Genomic DNA, 16,619 nt, shown 5'->3' with positions numbered 1-16,619 from the left:
CCCAGCAGCAGCGACGGCTCCGCGACACCGTCGGACATCCATGGCAGCGAAGGGTCCGCTTGAAGGATCTGTGTCGGCGCCTTGCTCCAGTTCAACCCGTCTGGCGAAGTTGCTGCGACCAGGGACACGCCGAAGCGTCCATCGACCGCGGATGCGTCGGTGTAAGCATGCCCGGCATAGAGCATGAGGAAGCCACCATCATGCGCGATGACAGTGGGGCTGAAGACCGCATCGTTATCGTACCAGCCGGGTGACGGAGCGAGGATGGCCGGACCAGGTATCGGTGTGAAATTGATGCCGTCGGAGGAGGTGGCGGCATGGAGGCTGGCGGGGAATTGCGGCAGCGGAACGCCGACATCGCCAAAAGCCGAGTACAGCAGGATGAAGGTGTCACCTGCCTTGAAAATGCAGGCGCCTTCGAGATTGACCTGACTGCCGGCGTCCACAAAACCCGATGCCGCGTCAACGCCTATCTGAGTCCAGGTCAATCCATCGGTGGAAATGGCTTGTGCGATAACCGGTCGAACCCTGTCGCCGTCATACGCGCCATCTGTGAAGAACATGCGATAGATGTCGTTGTCGACGATGATCGTGGGGTCCCCGGCGATCAGCCGGCCTGCGAAGGTCCCGTCGGTCGAAATTGACCACGGGACGCCGGCGAGGGCTGTCAGCGCCATCAAGCAGTGCCCGCCATGTCATGGCTACAAGGGAGCGGCGCTGTGGTCGGGCGGGGGTGCGGGTGAAGAATCCGGCGATGCGTCGCGACCCTGCGCGTCTTGTCTGTGAACGTCATCGACATGGCTTCACGATCCTGATGAACACGAATGCGTGTATTCGGCGCCACACCGCAAGTCACGCCAAAATACATTAACGATGACTTAAAATTACATTTCTGGAGCTCTAGGTGTGGGGATGGTTTGCTTCGCCGTCCATGCCGTGTCGTGAGCCTCGATTTTCGGCCCGCAAACCGCTTCCCGTCAGTCGTCAGGCCGTTCCGACCTTGATCGGGCGCGCTGCCGCGCCACGCGACGCCGAACCTCGCATACGCGTGAAACACAGGCGAAACGACGTATGCGCATGGTGTCGTCGAGAGGGGTCGGAAGGTTCATGGACCGCCGCGACGGCGCGCCGACGCCGACCTTGATGCGAGCGGTCAGGAGCGACGACGGCGATGGATTGGAAGAACAAACGTGTTCTCGTAACCGGCGCGGGCGGCTTCATCGGGAGCAACCTGGTCGAGGCCCTGGTGCTGCGCGGCGCGAAGGTCACCTGCTTCCTGCGCTACAAGGCGAGCGGCGACAAAGGTGCGTTGGACTTCCTGACCCCGGAGGTGCGCGAGAGCCTGACCATCACCTCCGGCGACCTGGCCGACCCCGCAACCGCGGCGGCGCTCATCGAGGGGCAGGAGGTGGTGTTCCACCTCGCCGCGCTGGTCGGCATTCCCTACAGCTACATCCATCCGATCGAGGTGGTGCGCACCAATACGCTCGGGACCGCCTACCTCCTCGAAGCCTGCCGCAACCGCGGCATCGAGCGGATCGTCTGCTTCTCCACCAGCGAGGTGTACGGCACCGCGCTCTATGCGCCGATCGATGAGGACCACCCGCTTCAGGCGCAATCGCCCTATGCGGCCAGCAAGATCGGCAGCGACCAGATTGCGCTGAGCTATTTCCGGTCCTTTGGTGTTCCGGCCTGCATCGTCCGGCCCTTCAACACCTTCGGGCCGCGCCAATCCTCACGCGCCGTCATCCCCACCATCATCACCCAGGCGCTCAAGGGCGGCGCAGTCAGGCTCGGTGCCGTCAGCCCGACGCGCGACCTCTGCTATGTCGGCGATACCGCCGAGGGTGTCATCCGCATGTGCGAGGTGCCGGAATCGGTCGGCGAGGTGATCAACATCGGCACCGGCAGCGAGATCTCGATCGGCGCGCTGGCAGAGCGGATCTTCGCGATCCTCGGCCGCAAGCCGGAGATCATTACCGACGAAAAGCGCTTGCGTCCGGATAAGAGCGAGGTGATGCGCCTCATCGCCGACGGGCGGAAGGCGCAGCGCCTGCTCGGCTGGTCGCCGCGCATCTCACTCGATGAGGGCTTGTCGCGCACCATCGACTGGATCCGCAAAAATCCCGGCTTCTTCAAAGTGGAGGACTACCATGTCTGACGCACCGGTCCTGAAGGCCGTCATCCTAGCCGGCGGCCGCGGCACCCGCCTTGCGCCGTTCACGACCGTGCTGCCGAAGCCTCTGGTCCCGGTCGGTGGGGTGCCAATCCTGGAGACGGTGCTACGGCAGCTCCGCTTTCACGGTTTCGAGGAAACCGTTCTCGCCGTCGGCTATCTCAGCTCACTGATCCGCGCCTATCTGGGCGAGGCGGAAATCTCCCGGCGGATGCGGATCCGCTATCATGAGGAACAGAAGCCGCTCGGCACCGCCGGTCCGCTGGCCAGCGTCGAGGGCTTCGATGATGATTTCCTGTTTATGAATGGCGACCTTCTCACCACGCTCGACTACGCCGCCATGATGCGCTTCCACCGCGAGCAGAACGCGGCGCTGACCATAGCGGTGGTCGATCGCCACATACAGATCGAGCTCGGCGTGCTCGGCATCAACGCGGCGAGCGAAGTCGTCAGCTATACCGAGAAGCCGTCGCACAGCTACTCCGCCAGCATGGGCATCTACGCCTGTTCGCCTAGCATCCGGCGTCACATCGAGCCTGGCGTGCCGCTCGACGTGCCCACCCTCGTGCTGCGCCTGATCGCGGCGGGGGAGAAGGTGGTGGGCTTCCGGTCGGAATGCTTCTGGCTCGATATGGGCAACCCGACGGACTATGCGCGCGCGACCGAAGCCTTCGAGCAGAACCGCGCCGCCTTCCTCAGGGACGAGGTCCTGGCCTGACCTCATCCAGCGCCGCGCGGATCACGGCAGCCTTCTGCCGGACCCGCGCGTGCCAGCTATGCGGCCGCACCGCCTCCAGCCGCGCCGCCTGCGCTTCCGGTGGCTCCGCCAGCGCCGCCTCGACGGCGGCGACGAAATGCTCAGGCGTGTCGGCGATGCGCACGACGGAAGACAGGCGCCGCGCCGCGGGAACCGATGTGCTCACCACGGGCCGGCCGCCGGCCAGATACTCGTACAGCTTCAGCGCATCGCCCCGCAGCGTGTTGTCATTCAGCGGGAACGGCATGATGCAGACATCCATGCCCTTAAGGAAGCTCGGGAACGCCGCGTAATCCTGCGGCCCCAGCACATGGATGTTGGGGCAATCCGCGAAAACCGCCGCGTCGAAGCCGAACCAGACATAGCCGACCAGGGCGATGCTCCAATCCGGATGGCTGCGTGCCATGTGCCGCAGCAGGCCGACATCCATTTTCCAGGGATCCAATCCGCCGAGATAGCCGATCACCGGCTTCGGCAGCCGCGCGATCGCATCCGGCACCACGGTCTCCGGCAGCAGCGCCTGGCCGAAGACTTCGGGCGCGGCCGCGCAATAGGAGACATGCGTGCGGGGATTATGCGCCCGCAGTGGCTCGGCCAGTTCATCGGTGACGGCGAAGACGATATCCGCCGCCCGGCAGGCCTCGGCCTCCAGCGAAAGAATCATCCGCCGCTGCCGTTCGTCACGCGCCAGGGCGGCGTCGAAATCGACCGATTCAAAAATCCTCAGCCGCGCTGGGAAATGGCGCAGAACGCTGCCAGAATTGTACAGCGGCGACCACAGGATGGGGTCGCGGAACCCCAACTGCCGCTGCACGCCGCGCAGCAGCCGCGCCAGGATCATGCCGTTGATGTGCGAGACAGTGGCGAGGCGGCTGGTGCCGGGCAGGCCGATGGCTGGCGGCCGGTAGATCCAGACGCGATCACCGATCTGCTCGAGCACCGGCTTGCGTTCCCGTTCCCGGCGCTGGAGCCGCGCCGCGCGGCGCAGGGTGAGGCTGGATCCGAACGGCTCCACGTACAACACGCGGTTCGCTTCGGCCATGCCCAGCATGGTGTAGGAGGTGACGCTGTTGATCACGCCCCATTCCGCCGGGCCGAGGCAGATGATGTCTGCATTTCGCAGCGCCATTGGTACAACTTCGCTGTTCATGTCTCAGCTCCCGAAGGCATGCAGCGGGTTGCGGATGCCGGCGAGCTTCAGCCGCAGCGCCGCCGCGCCATCGCCCGGCCCGATGCCGTGCCGCGGCCAGTTGTGGGGCGAGATGCCGCGACGCAGCAGGTTGCCCGGTGCGGTGGTGACGGCGGTGCGGAAGCCGAGCGCCGATGCCATGCAGATCTCCCGCGTTCCCGTCGTGCGCGGCGTGCCATAGGGATAGGCAAAATGGTCCACGCGGCGTCCGGTCTCCCGCTCCAGCCGGGCACGGCTTTCCGACATCTCCTGCGCCGCCGCGGCCGCCTCCAGCGTGGCCAGGGGGGGATGCGTCACGGTATGCGCGCCGATCTCGATCAGTGGGCAGGCGGCCAGCCGGCGCAGCATCGGCCAGTCCATCATGTGCCGCGAGGCCAGCGCCGCGAAATCCACGCCGTAGCGGTCGGCCAGCGCCGCCACCATCGGCCCGGACGCAGACGGCGCCACGGTCAGCATGAAATGCGTGGTCCTGTCGAAGGCGCGCTGCTTTGCGGCGGCGTCGCCGGCGTCCAGCGTCGTCTCCTCCGGCATCGGCAGGCGCAGCCCGGCCTCCCGCCCGATGACTTCGTCCAGCGCATACCACCAGAGCGGTGCCGTGCCGTCGATCAGTCCGGTCGCGACATAGATGGTGACCGGGATGCTCCGCGCGGTAATGATCGGTAACAGCGTGTCGTGGTTGTCGCGATAGCCATCGTCAAAGCCAAGGCACACGAAGCGGCGGCCGGGCGGGCCCTGCAGGCGCAGCAGCGCCTCGTCCAGGCTCACCACCTCCACCCCATCCGCCGCAAGGATATCGAGCAATGCGAGGAACTGCCCCGGTGGGATGCTGTTGCGGTGGTTGGCATCGAAGCGCAGCGACGGGTCGTACGGACGGACCCGGTGGAACACCAGGATCGCGCCGGCGCCGCCGAGCACCGGGCGTGCCAGTTCGGCTATCCCCAGTCGCACCAGCAGGTCCTTGAGCCCGCCCGTCACCCGCAGGCCGCCTCGGCGAGCTGCACCTCGGAGGCGAGGCCGCTGGTCGGGCCGCCGAAGAACCAGAGCCGGATGCGGCCCTCCTCGATCACCGCGGCCGGTCCGCCGACAGTCCAGGCATCGCGGGAATTGGGTCGCGGCGCGATGATCGGGTTGCGCGGGTTTCGTTCCCAGCGGATGCCGTCCTCGCTGAAGGCGTGACCGATGGCACCGCGCTGCATCTCCACGCCGTCGCGGTAGTCGCCCGGCGCGCTGCCAAAATAGAACATGTGGAATCCGCCGCCCGGGTCGGCGACGACATTGACATGGCTGGTCCACATCGCGTCCCAGGCACCCCGCGCGCCGAGGGCGAAAATCGGCGCCGGCCGCCGGGTCCAGTTCACGCCATCGGACGAGGTTGCGTGGCCGATGCGGTAGCTGCGGAAGCTGCCCGGCGGCTCGCCTAGGCCGACATACCACATGCGATAATGCCCCGATGCGGCGTCGTGCAACACGCTCGGCTCCAGCACGCCGCCATGGCGGCAGGTGGCGGGATTGGCGGGATTGGCGCAGAGCGGGCGCTCCCAGGCCGCGCGGGGTTCGAGGACCGGGGCCGGATGCCGTGTCCAGGTGACACCGTCGCGGGATGTGGCGAGGCCGATGGCATAGGTCACGCTGCCCTCCGGCCTGTGGTTGCCGGTGTAGTACATGCGGTAGATGCCATCGGGGCCGACCAGCACATCGGCAGTCTCGAGCCCCGGCGCGTCCCAGGCATCCGTCGGCGCGGCCAGCACCAGATCCATCACCCGGTCGGCGCCACGGGGCGCGCGCCACACGATCCAGCGCAACCCATCGGGGCTGTCGGCGCGGACGATGCCGGTGCGCATGCGGCTGTCGGCATTGGTGAACCACATGGAATAGCCCGTGCCGTGGCGCAGCACGCTGGGGTCGGCAACGATGCCGAGCGGGCTGAGCGGCCCGCCCGCCTGGCTGCGCATCGGTTGGTCCACGCGCGTGAACGGGCCGGGGAAGCGGCAGCGCGGTTCGGCAATGGCGGGCGCGGCCTGCGCCAGAAGGAGAAGCCCCGCCAGCCCGCGGCCCAGAGTCTTGGTGAAGTAGCGCGCCGCGCTTGCGACGTGCCATCGCCAGGCGCGGCTGAGCGGCCGCTTGGCGCTGGCGCGCTGATGTTCGTGCAGGAAGCGCATCGCCGGGAAGACCCAGCTCTGCAGCCCGGCCCGCCGCAACCGCCAGGCGAGGTCGACATCCTCGTAGTACAGGCGGAAGCCTTCATCCATGCCGCCCAGCCGGTCGAAATCAGCGCGTCGCAGCAGCAGGAAGGCGCCGATGACCCAGTCGACGCGGAACGGTGCGCCGCCGGCCGGCTGTTCCATCATCGCCTCCCGGTACCAGCGCGGTCGCCAGGGCCAGTGATCCGCGCCAAACCCGCGCGCCAGCGGCACGGCGGGGGAGGGGAAGCGACGGAAGCTCTGCTGGGTCGTGCCGTCGTGGTTGAACAGGCGGCAGCCCAGCAGCCCGATCTCGGGATGCGCATCGAGGAAGCGCAGCGCATCGCCGAGCCTACCATTCCGGTGCCGCGTATCCGGGTTGAGGAACAGCAGGCAGCGCCCCGTGGTGGCCCGCGCCCCGGCATTCACATTGGCCGCGAAACCGCGCGGCACGGCGTTCTCGACCAGCCGCACCGGAAGCCCGGCCACCGCCCGGCCGGCCGCGCCATCCTGGAGGTTGTCGATGACCAGGATCTCGGCATGCAGCCCCTCGAGCGCCGGGGCGAGGGAGCTGACGCAGGCCGGCAGCATCGCCGCATGGCCATGGCTGATGATGACGATGGACAGGTCGAAGGGATGCGTCATGTGAGCGGCCCCGCCAGAGCTTCCTCGGACAGGGTGCGCAGCCGCGCGCTGAAGGCGGCGCGCGAATACACCGTCTCCACCCTCGCGCGGCCCGCGGCCGCGATGCGGGCGCGGCGGGCGGGGTCGGCCAGCAGGCCACGCATGGCCTCGGCCAGGGCGCCCGCATCGCCGGGTGGCGTGAGAAGGCCGCTGATGCCGTCCTCGACAATCTCCATCGGCCCGCCCGCGCGCGCCGCGATCACCGGGCAGCCCATCGCCATCGCCTCGATGATGACCAGCCCGAAGGGTTCCGGTGCGACGGAGGTGTGGCAGAAGATATCGAGATCGGCCATCAACGCGGGAATATCCGCCAGCCGGTAGCGCCAGCCGACGAACTGGATGCGCCTGCCGAGGCCAAGTGCCTCGGCCCGCGCCACCATGGAATCGCGATAGGCCTCGAAGCCGGCGGGCGCATCGCCGCTGACCAGGAAGACCGCATCGGGAAAGTCCGGCGCGATGCGCGCAGCGGCTTCAAGGAACACCTCGAGCCCCTTCCAGGGATCGAGCCGCGCAACGAATCCGATGACGGGCGCCCTGGCCGGAATGCCAAGCTCCGCGCGGATGGACCGCGCAATGGTTCCGCGCGACCACTCGCGCAGATCGAGGCCCTCGGACAGCAGGCGGATGCGGCGATCTGCGGCGTGGCGCCCGAACAGCGGGTCCGCGCAGGCCTGCGTCATGCACACGACCATGCGCGACAGCGCCAGCACCATGCGGCCCAGCGCGGGCCTGGCGACGGGGATCGCGGGCGGAATTTCGCGCACATGCCAGAGATGCGGCACACCGGCCAACCGCGCCGCGAAGCCGCCATACAGGCAGTAGAGCGAGTTGGTGTGCACCAGCTCCGCCTTCTCCTCCCGCATCAGCGCGGCGAGGCGCCGCACCGTGGGCCATATCCGCGCCAGGTAGCGCGACTGGTAGGCTGGGGATGGCAGCGTGCGCAGCTGCATCATCGGCAGCAGCCGCACCGTGGCGCCGGCGGCGCGCAGCATGGGCGCGAGCGGCCCTTCCGCCGGCAGCACCACCACGGGTGCGAAGCGGGCGGGATCCAGCGCCTCCACCGTGCGCAACAGGGCGATGTCAGATCCGCCGACCTCGCTGTTCGGCTGCACATACAGGATGCGGCGACGTTCAGCGTCCATGGCCGCGCTCCGCGATCAGTTCCGCGCAATAGCCTTCGAGCTGGCGCAGCATCGACTCCGGCGTGTAGCGATCGATCAGCCTCTGGCGCCCGGCCTCGCCAAATTCGGCGCGCAGCGCGGGTGATCGTGCCAGCTTCTCCACCGCAGCCTCCAGGGCCTCGGAGGAGCCGACTTCCACCAACAGCCCGTGCTCGCCATCGGTGATGGCCAGCGGTAGGTCGCCGGCGCGGGAGGCGATGACGGGGCGCGCCACGCTCATCGCCTCCAGTGCCGTCAGCGGCAGGCTGTCCTTCAGCGAGGGCACGCAGACCATGTCCATGGCCCGCAGCCAGGGCAGCGTCTCCGCCACCAGCCCGGCGAAATGCACATGGGCGCCGGCGCCGAGGCGCTCCGCGAGCGCCCGGTACTCGGCTTCCGCCGGGCCTTCGCCCATCAGCACCACGGTGATGTCGAGGCCGCGCGCGCGCAGCCGGGGCAGCGCCTCAATCAGCAGCGCCTGGCCCTTGCCCGGGTGCAACCGGCCGAGGATGCCGGCGAGCAGGCCGCCGCCGGGCGCGATGCGCTGGCGGATCGCGGCGGCCTCCGCATCGTGCTGGGCCGGATCGGCGGCGGCGATGCCGTTGCTGACGATCTCCACGCGCCGCCCCCCGGCCAGGCGCACCTCCTCCGCCATGGCGGAGGAGCCCACCAGCACCAGGTCCGCGCCGCGGATCAGGAAGCGGTCGATATCCTCATACAGCTTGTGCTTGCCGGAATGCGTGTGGCGCAGCCAGCCATGCACATGCGCGATCCAGGGCACGCGGCGCACGCGCGTGATCATCCAGGCCAGCAGGTCCGCGCGCATGTCGTTGGTGTGCAGGATGGCGCCCGGGCGTCCGTCGAGCAGCCGGGCGACCTGACGCGCGCTTCCCGGCGCACCGCTCAGCCCGCGCCAGGGCAGTAGGGCGGAGGGGACGCGCTTTACCAGATCCTCCAACACCGGCGGCAGCGGCTGTGTGCCGCCGGCCAGCAGGACCAGCAGCGGTGGGAAGCGCTCGCGGTCCAGGTGCCGGACGATCGTCTCCAGCACCGTCTCGGGCCCTCCGGCGCGGTCATAGGCGCCCTTCACCATCACCAGCGGCGTCGGCCCGTGGAAGGGAGGGGACCGTTTGTCCATCGGTCGCATCTTCGTCATGTCGCGTTGCTCCGTCGCAGCGTCCGCAGGGTGGCGATGCCGAACAGCACGGCGCCGGCGACCGTCGCCGCCACGCCCAGCACCGGCAGGGTGTGCAGCGGCAGCGCCGCCGCCCCGAGCAGCGCATAGATCGCCGCCGCAGCCAGTGGCATCAGCGCCAGCCCGGCCAGGTTGCGCGCCCGCAGCGGGGCCGCATGCTGCGCCAGGATGGTGGGCGCATCGGCGGCCCGGTGCCGGCGCAGCAGCAGCCACAACATCAGCGCCAGCAGCGGCAGCAGCGCCAGCGCTATCGGCACATGCGGTACCGTCACCAGGCCGGTGAAAGCGAGCAGCACCAGCAGCGCAAGGATCAGCCCCGGGCGGGACGGGCGGAACGCCGCCGGGCGCCCCGCGGCCACGGCCACGTAGGCCAGCGCCAGCAGCGCCGTCGCGATCAGGGCCTGCGCCAGGAAGGCCAGGGCGCCCGCCGCGACCGGCTGCGCGTCGAAGCGCCAGCCATAGGCCCAGACGCCCCAGAATGCGCCGAGGCCGAGCGCAAGGCCCGCCACCGGGCGCAGGCTGGGCTGCCGCAACGCCATGCCCAACATGTGCCATCCCAGCACCACGGAGATCGGCCCGTGCCAGGCCAGCGCAGTCCAGCTGATGGTGAAGGGGAACGGCATGCTGGGATGGCCGAACAGCGTCATCGCGAAGACGCCCTCCCCAAGCCAGCCGAAGGCGGCACCGACCAGCAGCAGCCCCCAGGCATCATGCACGCGGAAATGCCGCATCAGCACCAGGGTCAGGTAGCCGAAGTAGCTGTAAAGCAGCCAGGACAGCGGCCGGTCCTGAAGCCCCTCATCCGGCCGCAGCTGCGACCAGAACACCGCCTCCGAGAAGAAATGCAGGACGTAGCCGGTGCCGAGCAGCAGGCCGATGCGCCGCGCGAAGGGACCGAGCGACTTCATCGCCGCACCTCCGCCCCTCGCGGTCCGTGCTCCAGCGCCACCCGGCGCAGCGCCGCCGAATACCCCGCCAGAATCCAGACGGTTTTCGCCAGCGCCAGATGCCCGAATGCGGCGCAGATCAGGAAGCCGAGCAGGGAGGCCACAAGGCAATCGGCCAAAAGGCCCCAGGACGGACCGCCATGCAGGCGCGCCACGGCCAGGTCGCGGAACATGAAGAAGATGATGCCGCCGAAGGCGATCATCCCGAACAGCCCGAATTCGACCCAGACCTGCACAACCGTGTTGTGCGGCATGATCCATTCAAGCCGATCCTCGCCGCTGGCGACGCGCCTTTCGATATTCGCCTGCCACAGGCGCACGCCATCCGGCACGTCGGACCGGGTATCGAGCCACCCCATGAAATTCGGGCCGAACTGGTTGTAGCCGTAGCCGGCAACGGGGCGTTCCAGGACCAGCGCGGCGCCACCGCGCAGCAGCCAGCTCCGCAGCGGGGTGCTGCCTTCCTGGACATATTGCACGGAGTACAACCGCTCCAGCCCCGCCGGATTCCACAGGGCGAAGCCGATACCCCCGAGCAGCCCGGCGAGCAGCAACGGCTTCAGCGGCAGGCGCCCGCGGATCAGCAGATAGAGCACGGAAACCGCGAGCGCGATGACGGCGGAGCGGGTGAAGGACAGCACCACGCCCACGCTTTGCAGACCCGCCGCCGCCAGAATCAGCAGCCGCGCCACCGGCGACGCGAAGCGCATGAACAGAAAAAGGTGCACCGGCAGCACCGCCACCAGCATGTAGCCAAACCAGTTGGAATCGGAGAGGCCGCCGGTGATCCGCTTGACCTCCACCCCGTCCAGCGAATCCCGGTCAATGATCGCGCCGATATTGCCCTGGACCAGGCTGGGGTCGTCGGATTCGATGGCCAGGTTCGGCAGCAGGAACTCCGCCAGGCCGATCAGGCCCGACAGGGTCATGCAGGCGGTCAGGGCGATGCAGGCATGGATCAGGGCGCGCGCGGATTCGCCTGCGATGTTGGCGATCATCACCGTCAGCAGGACAAGCTGGATGTAGCGCGCCAGCCCCTCCATGCCGCCGAAATGGGCCGGTGCTGTGACCGCGGATGCCAGGACCATCGCCAGGAAGCCGGCCAGAGCCGGCATCTGCGGCGACCAGGTGACGGGCAGCCGGCGCAGGATGCTGCGGGCGAGCCACACGGCGAGCGTCAAGGCGCCGGCCACTTTGCCGAGGCTCACCGGCAGCCCGCTGATATGTTCGCTGCCCAGCACCTGCAGCGCCGTGCCCGCCAGGACCATCAGCGCCAGGCCGATCCCCGGCGCCGCATAGATCACCGCAGCCAGTGCAAGGCCCAGCACCGCGCCCACGGCGATCAGCGGCCCCGCCAGGGCACTGGCGCCGAACAGCGCGGCGCCGACGCCCGCCGGCAGCACGGCGAGGCTAGGACGCATGGGTCTGCGGCACCCGCAGCAGGGCGCCCCCCCGTATCGGCGAGGCCAGCCGTCGTGCCATCAGGTACAGCGCGAGCGCGACACTGATGCGCGTGGTGAACACCGCGATCGCCATGCCGACCGGCCCTTGCAGCGGCAGGAGGATCAGGCCGAGCGAGGCGACGATGGCCAATTGCCCCGCCGTCACCAGCGCGATCTGCGCCGGGGCATGCACCGCCACCATCGTCATCGGCAGCGGCGTGACGGCGAGCCAGATCAGCGTGCCGGCCAGCAGCCAGAGGAAGCTGGCGGTCTCCGCCGCATAGGCCGGGCCCAGCACCAGCGTGATAACCGGCCGGGCGAGGAACAGGGCGAGCAGGAAGCCGATCCCCAGGACCGGCAAGGAAATCCGCAGGAACAGCCGCAGGTGCGCATTGTAGATCCCTTCCTCGCGCATGCGCGCGACGCGCGGTTGCAGCAGCGACGAAAGGCTGCCCGCCACCAGGTCCGGCACCAGGGCCAGGGTCAGCATGGCGCCATACAGGCCCGCCACGTCGGAGCCGGCGAAGCCAAAGACCAGCAGGATGTCCAGGCGTTCGTTGAAGGCGGCCAGCACCATCGCCGGCATCATCCATTTCAGGAAATGCAGCAGATGGCGCAGGTCGCGGGCCTCGAAGCGCGGCGATGCGAACAGCCGCCGCGGCATGAGGCAGACGGCGCCGACCAGCACCGTCAGGAAGGACGCCGCCGCATAGCTCGCCAGCACCAGTTCCACCTGGATCGCGCCAAGCGCCCCGAGCAGCAGGATGCTGCCGAACCGCAGCACCTGCATGAAGCCTTCGAGCAGCACAAGCGCCTTGAAACGCTCCGCCGCCTGAAGCACCACCATGATGGAGCGGACCAGCATGTCGCCGACGATGGCCGCGGCGACGAACCGGAGCAGGGGCGCGGCCTCCGGATGGCCGAGAATGTCGCGGCTGAAGGCCTCGGCGAAGACCAGCAGCGTCAGCACGACCGCCGCCGTAAGGCCGCCCCGCAGCACGAAGGCGGCGCGGAACAGGCGGTAGGCGGCCTCCGGATCGTCGCGCAGCAGCGACGGGGCGCGGCGCATCAGCGCCACGTCGGAAGGATCCACGATGCAGCCGGATGCGATCTTGACGCAGGCGATGGCGATCGCGAACAGCCCGGCCTGGGACAGGCCGGCCGGGTCCGATCCCAACCCGCGATAGACCAGCAGCACCGCCAGGAACCACAGCGCCACGAAGCCGATGCGGCCGCCGATCACTAGCGCCGCGTTGCGGGCCATGACGCGCGGCATCAGCCGGGCCTCGGGAGGGCGGAGGCCTGCCGCGACAGGGCTCGCCGGTGGCGCCAGCGACCAAGGCCGCGAATCGCGGCGGCCGGCAGCAGGCCGAAGCCGAACCGCGCCCAGGTCCCCGGCCGCAGCAGCACCTCCGGCACCGCCGTGACAACCTCCGCCAGGTTGCGCAGGAAGCGGCCATAGCCCGCGCTGCGGCTCATATGCAGCACCGCGACAGCGATCGCCGCCACGTGGCGTTCCGCAGCCCGGCGATGCACCGCGGCCCCTGCCGCCACGGCCTCCGGCCAAGCGAAGCATTCGCGCGCCGCGTTCATCTGGCGGTGAAACATCAGGTTGTCGCGATACATCGGCATCGACATCGCGGCGTCATGCACCCGGTACTCGCAGAGCACCCTGTCGAGGTAGCCGACCTTCCCCGCAAGGCACATGCGCAGGAAAAGCCACAGGTCGATCACCTCCCGCCACGCCTCGTCGAAGGGGCCGGTGGCGCGGATGGCCGCCACGCGCATCACCATGGTGGAGAAGCAGAAGCCCGCCCCGAAGGCACCGAGCATGGCGCGCGGCCGGGGCGTGATGCGCGACCAGCCGCCTGCGGTGCCGCCGAAGCGCTGTCCCTGCGCGTCGATCCAAGCGGCCGGTCCATGCACCATGCTGACCCCGGGCTCCGCCTCCAGGAAGGCGACGGCGGCGGTGAGGAAGCCGGGCAGCAGCCGGTCATCCGCGCCCAGCACGAGAAGGAATTCGCCCTGCGCCTCCCGGCAGCCGCGATGCACATTGCCGGCCAGGCCCAGATTCGCCGCGTTGCGGCAATAGCTGACGCGCGGATCGGCGTAGCGCCGCATCACCGCCGGCGTGTCGTCGGTGGAGGCATTGTCCAGGACCAGCAGTTCGAAATCCCGCAGATCCTGCGCCAGCACGCTTTCCACGGATTCGGGCAGCCAGTGCGCCGCGTTGTAGGTGGGGATCACCACGGTCACCCGCGGCGAGGCGTGCAGCCCCGTCATGCCGCGACCCGCCTTTCGCGGTGCCAGGCGATGGTCCGTCGCAGCCCCTCCTCCAGCGTCACGCCGGGCCGCCAGCCCAGCATCCGGCGGGCGTGCTCCGCCGAGGCGCGCTTGATGGAGATCTCACCGGGCGTGCCCGGGCCGAGGATGGGCTGGAGGTCGGTGCGGCCCGCGATCGCGACGATGCGACGCACAAGATCGGCCGAGCTGACCGGCGCCTCGTCGCAGAAGTTGAAGGCCTCGCCCGAGTCAATTTCGCCGCCCAGGGCGTCCGCCACCTGCAGCAGGGCGCGCGTCGCATCCTCGACATAGAGGTAATTGCGGACCGAACTGCCATCCCCCCGCAGCCGCGGGGGTTGCCCGGTGAGCACGGCCTCCACCGTGCCAGCGACCAGCCGGTCCATGTTGGTGTCGCCGGGGCCGTAGATGTTGCAGAACCGCGCCAGCACGACCGGCAGGCCGAAACTGCGGGCATAGCAGCGCGCCGCAAGCTCGGCACAGGCCTTGGATGCCTCATACGGAAAATCGGGCGCGAGCGGCGTGCTCTCGGTGAAGGGCGTGCCGTCATTCTCGCCATAGACGGAATCGGTGGACACGAAGACGAGGCGCGTCTCCGGCGCGATGGTGCGGATTGCCTCCAGCAGGTTCCAGGTGCCGCGCGCATTCACCTCGAAGGTCAGATGTGGCTGGTGCCGCGCGACGGAGGGAAGCGACTTGGCCGCCAGATGGAACACCACCTCCGGCACGTGTTCACGCAGGATATCGGCAAGGCTGGCCATGTCGCGCAGCTCCGCGGCCACCGGAATGGCCGCGAGGCCCGGGCCATTCGCGTCCGCCCGGCCGGCATCGGCCATGCCGATGACGATGGCATCCTGCGACTGCAGCAGCCGCACCAGCCAGGAACCCAGGAAGCCGCGGCAGCCGGTGACCAGCACCCGGCGGCCGGCCCAGTCCGGCAGGGATCTGCCCTTCATGCCGCGCCTCCCTCCGGGAACCTTCCATCCGGCAGGCGCCGCGACGCGGCGCGAAATTCGAGGAGCAGCACCAGGCCCGCGCCGAGAACCAGCCCGCCCATCAGCCCCAGCAGCAATGTGCGGCGAAGCGAAGGGGAAGACGGCAGGATCTCGGATGTCGGCGGCATGACCACGCGCAGTCCGGACAGCCGCACCGCCTCGATCGCCTCCCTGACGCGCGAATCCTCGTAGCCGCGCTCGAATACCTCCAGCGCCCCACGCAGCTGGGCGACCTCCTGCTCCAGCAAGGCAATCTCGACCGCCGACGTCGCGATCTGCCGCAGTTGGGCGCGCAGGGCGCCGATCTGTTCGTCGAGCCGGGCGGCGCTGCCGTGAAGCCCGGCGAGATCCGCGCGCCGCGACATCAGGTCGCGCATCGCGGCCTGGTGAAGCTGGCTCTGGCCCAGCGTCACCCGCTCCACCACGAAGGGGTCTTCCGCCGCGATCTGCGCCAGCAGCGCCTCGATCTGGCGGCGCAGATCGCCGATCTCCTGGCTGCCCTCGCCATAGCGTGCCTGCTGCGTCCCGAGATCGAGGCGAAGCTGCACCAGGCGGCTGCGCATGGCGTCCGTCGCTTCGTTCCGCGACCGCACGGTCGAAAGCTCGACCTCGGCCGGCATCTGAGCCAGCGTTGTTTCCGCCTGAGCGACCTGCGCTTCCGCAGCCGCGATCGCATTCCTTATCTGCCGAAGCTGCGCCTGGCTGTCGGCCTCGGCGCGGATCAGGACGGTCCGCTGCTCCGCGACCGACCAGATCGGGTCCTCGGCGGAAAGGCGCAGCGCCAGCAGGCGGGCTTCGGCAGCGCGTATGGCGGCCAGACGCTCGGCTCGGCCTTCGGCGAAGAAATCCGTGACGCCGGGGCTGTGAAAGGCGTCTCTGTAGCGGGACAGCGCCGTGTCGATGAACTTTTGGAGGATGATCTCGCCGGCGCGCGGGTGCGGGAAGCCGATGCTCACCGTGATGATGTCCGAACGGCGCACCGGCTCCACGCGCATGGCCGCACCGATGGCGAGCGTCAGCCGCTCCTGCTCCGTGGTGGACGGCCGCAGGCCAACCATCACCAGCGCCTCGCGCATCATGTCCCGCGCGCTGCGGATCACGGATTTCACGGCGCTCTTGAAGCGCTGGAAATCGCTGGTTGGCGGTGAGTCGGCGAAGAAGTCGTCGCCGAGCTCCGCGACGACATCGCGGATGAGGCGAGGATCGGTGAAGATTTCCACGCCGGTTGCGGGATCCTCCGGTCGCCGTGTGGCGGGAGCGGGGATGGCCGTCTCACGCGCCGTCAGCAGCGGCGTCGTTGCCATCTCCGGCCCGAGATTGACCAGGATCTTGGAGGTGACCGTGTAACTCGGTCCCGAGATCACGACGGCCCAGGCCAGCAGTGAGAGGATACCCGCCAGCCCGCAGGCCAGCAGCTGCAGCCAGGAGCGGCGGAGTAGCGCGAAGGCGCCGCCGAGATCCGACGGGATCCAGCTCGGCCGCGGCAGCGGCTCCAGGACCACCGCACCATGCATGGCGTTGCCACCTTCCACTTGCAGACCCCCGGCCGCGGCGTGCGCTTTCGTCCCTGCGGCATGCTGATGTCCCGAACAT

At 69.1% G+C, this 16,619-nt stretch carries 14 protein-coding genes; 2 read left to right on the top strand and 12 right to left on the bottom strand.

Features of this window, described 5'->3' with window-relative positions; all coding sequences use genetic code 11:
• A partial coding sequence (locus ACFHNC_RS12435; RefSeq protein ID WP_437169535.1) for a hypothetical protein occupies positions 1 to 677 on the bottom strand: 677 nt, incomplete at its 3' end.
• 494 nt (positions 678 to 1,171) lie between these two features.
• Here ACFHNC_RS12435 and ACFHNC_RS12430 point away from each other — a divergent pair.
• Positions 1,172 to 2,161, top strand: a complete 990-nt coding sequence (locus ACFHNC_RS12430) for a GDP-mannose 4,6-dehydratase (protein WP_437169534.1) — start codon at positions 1,172 to 1,174, stop codon at positions 2,159 to 2,161.
• Positions 2,154 to 2,894 (top strand): nucleotidyltransferase family protein, encoded by a 741-nt coding sequence (locus tag ACFHNC_RS12425; protein ID WP_437169533.1) that lies wholly within the window; start codon positions 2,154 to 2,156, stop codon positions 2,892 to 2,894. Before ACFHNC_RS12430 ends, ACFHNC_RS12425 begins: the two co-directional genes overlap by 8 nt.
• Here ACFHNC_RS12425 and ACFHNC_RS12420 read toward each other — a convergent pair.
• The 11 genes from ACFHNC_RS12420 to ACFHNC_RS12370 are packed head-to-tail and all read right to left on the bottom strand — an operon-like array spanning position 2,872 to position 16,540.
• Positions 2,872 to 4,083, bottom strand: a complete 1,212-nt coding sequence (locus ACFHNC_RS12420) for a glycosyltransferase (RefSeq protein WP_437169532.1) — start codon at positions 4,081 to 4,083, stop codon at positions 2,872 to 2,874. The two genes, ACFHNC_RS12425 and ACFHNC_RS12420, sit on opposite strands and share 23 nt — an antisense overlap.
• A gap of 3 nt (positions 4,084 to 4,086) precedes the next feature.
• Positions 4,087 to 5,097, bottom strand: a complete 1,011-nt coding sequence (locus tag ACFHNC_RS12415) for a polysaccharide deacetylase family protein (protein WP_437169531.1) — start codon at positions 5,095 to 5,097, stop codon at positions 4,087 to 4,089.
• Positions 5,094 to 6,947, bottom strand: a complete 1,854-nt coding sequence (locus ACFHNC_RS12410; protein ID WP_437169530.1) for a glycosyltransferase — start codon at positions 6,945 to 6,947, stop codon at positions 5,094 to 5,096. Before ACFHNC_RS12410 ends, ACFHNC_RS12415 begins: the two co-directional genes overlap by 4 nt.
• Entirely contained in the window at positions 6,944 to 8,128 is a 1,185-nt protein-coding gene (locus tag ACFHNC_RS12405; protein ID WP_437169529.1) for a glycosyltransferase family 4 protein, read from the bottom strand. The genes ACFHNC_RS12410 and ACFHNC_RS12405 overlap by 4 nt, the downstream gene beginning before the upstream one ends.
• Positions 8,118 to 9,302 carry a glycosyltransferase family 4 protein gene (locus ACFHNC_RS12400; protein WP_437169528.1) on the bottom strand — a complete coding sequence of 395 codons (1,185 nt, stop codon included), beginning with the start codon at positions 9,300 to 9,302 and terminating at the stop codon, positions 8,118 to 8,120. The genes ACFHNC_RS12405 and ACFHNC_RS12400 overlap by 11 nt, the downstream gene beginning before the upstream one ends.
• A complete protein-coding gene (locus ACFHNC_RS12395; RefSeq protein ID WP_437169527.1) occupies positions 9,299 to 10,249 on the bottom strand; it encodes a hypothetical protein in 951 nt (316 codons plus the stop codon). The genes ACFHNC_RS12400 and ACFHNC_RS12395 overlap by 4 nt, the downstream gene beginning before the upstream one ends.
• On the bottom strand, positions 10,246 to 11,709 hold the full coding sequence (locus ACFHNC_RS12390; protein ID WP_437169526.1) for an O-antigen ligase family protein: 1,464 nt from the start codon (positions 11,707 to 11,709) through the stop codon (positions 10,246 to 10,248). The genes ACFHNC_RS12395 and ACFHNC_RS12390 overlap by 4 nt, the downstream gene beginning before the upstream one ends.
• Entirely contained in the window at positions 11,699 to 13,006 is a 1,308-nt protein-coding gene (locus ACFHNC_RS12385; RefSeq protein ID WP_437169525.1) for a lipopolysaccharide biosynthesis protein, read from the bottom strand. Before ACFHNC_RS12385 ends, ACFHNC_RS12390 begins: the two co-directional genes overlap by 11 nt.
• Positions 13,006 to 14,013 (bottom strand): glycosyltransferase, encoded by a 1,008-nt coding sequence (locus ACFHNC_RS12380; RefSeq protein ID WP_437169524.1) that lies wholly within the window; start codon positions 14,011 to 14,013, stop codon positions 13,006 to 13,008. The genes ACFHNC_RS12385 and ACFHNC_RS12380 overlap by 1 nt, the downstream gene beginning before the upstream one ends.
• Entirely contained in the window at positions 14,010 to 14,987 is a 978-nt protein-coding gene (locus tag ACFHNC_RS12375; protein ID WP_437169523.1) for an NAD-dependent epimerase/dehydratase family protein, read from the bottom strand. The genes ACFHNC_RS12380 and ACFHNC_RS12375 overlap by 4 nt, the downstream gene beginning before the upstream one ends.
• Positions 14,984 to 16,540, bottom strand: a complete 1,557-nt coding sequence (locus ACFHNC_RS12370; protein WP_437169522.1) for a hypothetical protein — start codon at positions 16,538 to 16,540, stop codon at positions 14,984 to 14,986. The genes ACFHNC_RS12375 and ACFHNC_RS12370 overlap by 4 nt, the downstream gene beginning before the upstream one ends.
• Between the last annotated feature and the right edge of the window lie 79 nt (positions 16,541 to 16,619).

It is taken from the genome of Falsiroseomonas sp. E2-1-a4 (genome assembly GCF_051433165.1).
Taxonomy (GTDB): domain Bacteria; phylum Pseudomonadota; class Alphaproteobacteria; order Acetobacterales; family Acetobacteraceae; genus Falsiroseomonas.
Note: the sequence above shows the minus strand (reverse complement) of the source record. Positions and strands in the feature narration are given on the sequence as shown.

Coding starts and splice junctions, on each gene's coding strand:
- ACFHNC_RS12430 (WP_437169534.1), top strand. CDS start 1,172: ATGGATTGGAAGAACAAACGTGTTCTCGTAACCGGCGCGGGCGGCTTC.
- ACFHNC_RS12425 (WP_437169533.1), top strand. CDS start 2,154: ATGTCTGACGCACCGGTCCTGAAGGCCGTCATCCTAGCCGGCGGCCGC.
- ACFHNC_RS12420 (WP_437169532.1), bottom strand. CDS start 4,083: ATGAACAGCGAAGTTGTACCAATGGCGCTGCGAAATGCAGACATCATC.
- ACFHNC_RS12410 (WP_437169530.1), bottom strand. CDS start 6,947: ATGACGCATCCCTTCGACCTGTCCATCGTCATCATCAGCCATGGCCAT.
- ACFHNC_RS12405 (WP_437169529.1), bottom strand. CDS start 8,128: ATGGACGCTGAACGTCGCCGCATCCTGTATGTGCAGCCGAACAGCGAG.
- ACFHNC_RS12400 (WP_437169528.1), bottom strand. CDS start 9,302: ATGACGAAGATGCGACCGATGGACAAACGGTCCCCTCCCTTCCACGGG.
- ACFHNC_RS12395 (WP_437169527.1), bottom strand. CDS start 10,249: ATGAAGTCGCTCGGTCCCTTCGCGCGGCGCATCGGCCTGCTGCTCGGC.
- ACFHNC_RS12390 (WP_437169526.1), bottom strand. CDS start 11,709: ATGCGTCCTAGCCTCGCCGTGCTGCCGGCGGGCGTCGGCGCCGCGCTG.
- ACFHNC_RS12385 (WP_437169525.1), bottom strand. CDS start 13,006: ATGCCGCGCGTCATGGCCCGCAACGCGGCGCTAGTGATCGGCGGCCGC.
- ACFHNC_RS12380 (WP_437169524.1), bottom strand. CDS start 14,013: ATGACGGGGCTGCACGCCTCGCCGCGGGTGACCGTGGTGATCCCCACC.
- ACFHNC_RS12375 (WP_437169523.1), bottom strand. CDS start 14,987: ATGAAGGGCAGATCCCTGCCGGACTGGGCCGGCCGCCGGGTGCTGGTC.
- ACFHNC_RS12370 (WP_437169522.1), bottom strand. CDS start 16,540: ATGCATGGTGCGGTGGTCCTGGAGCCGCTGCCGCGGCCGAGCTGGATC.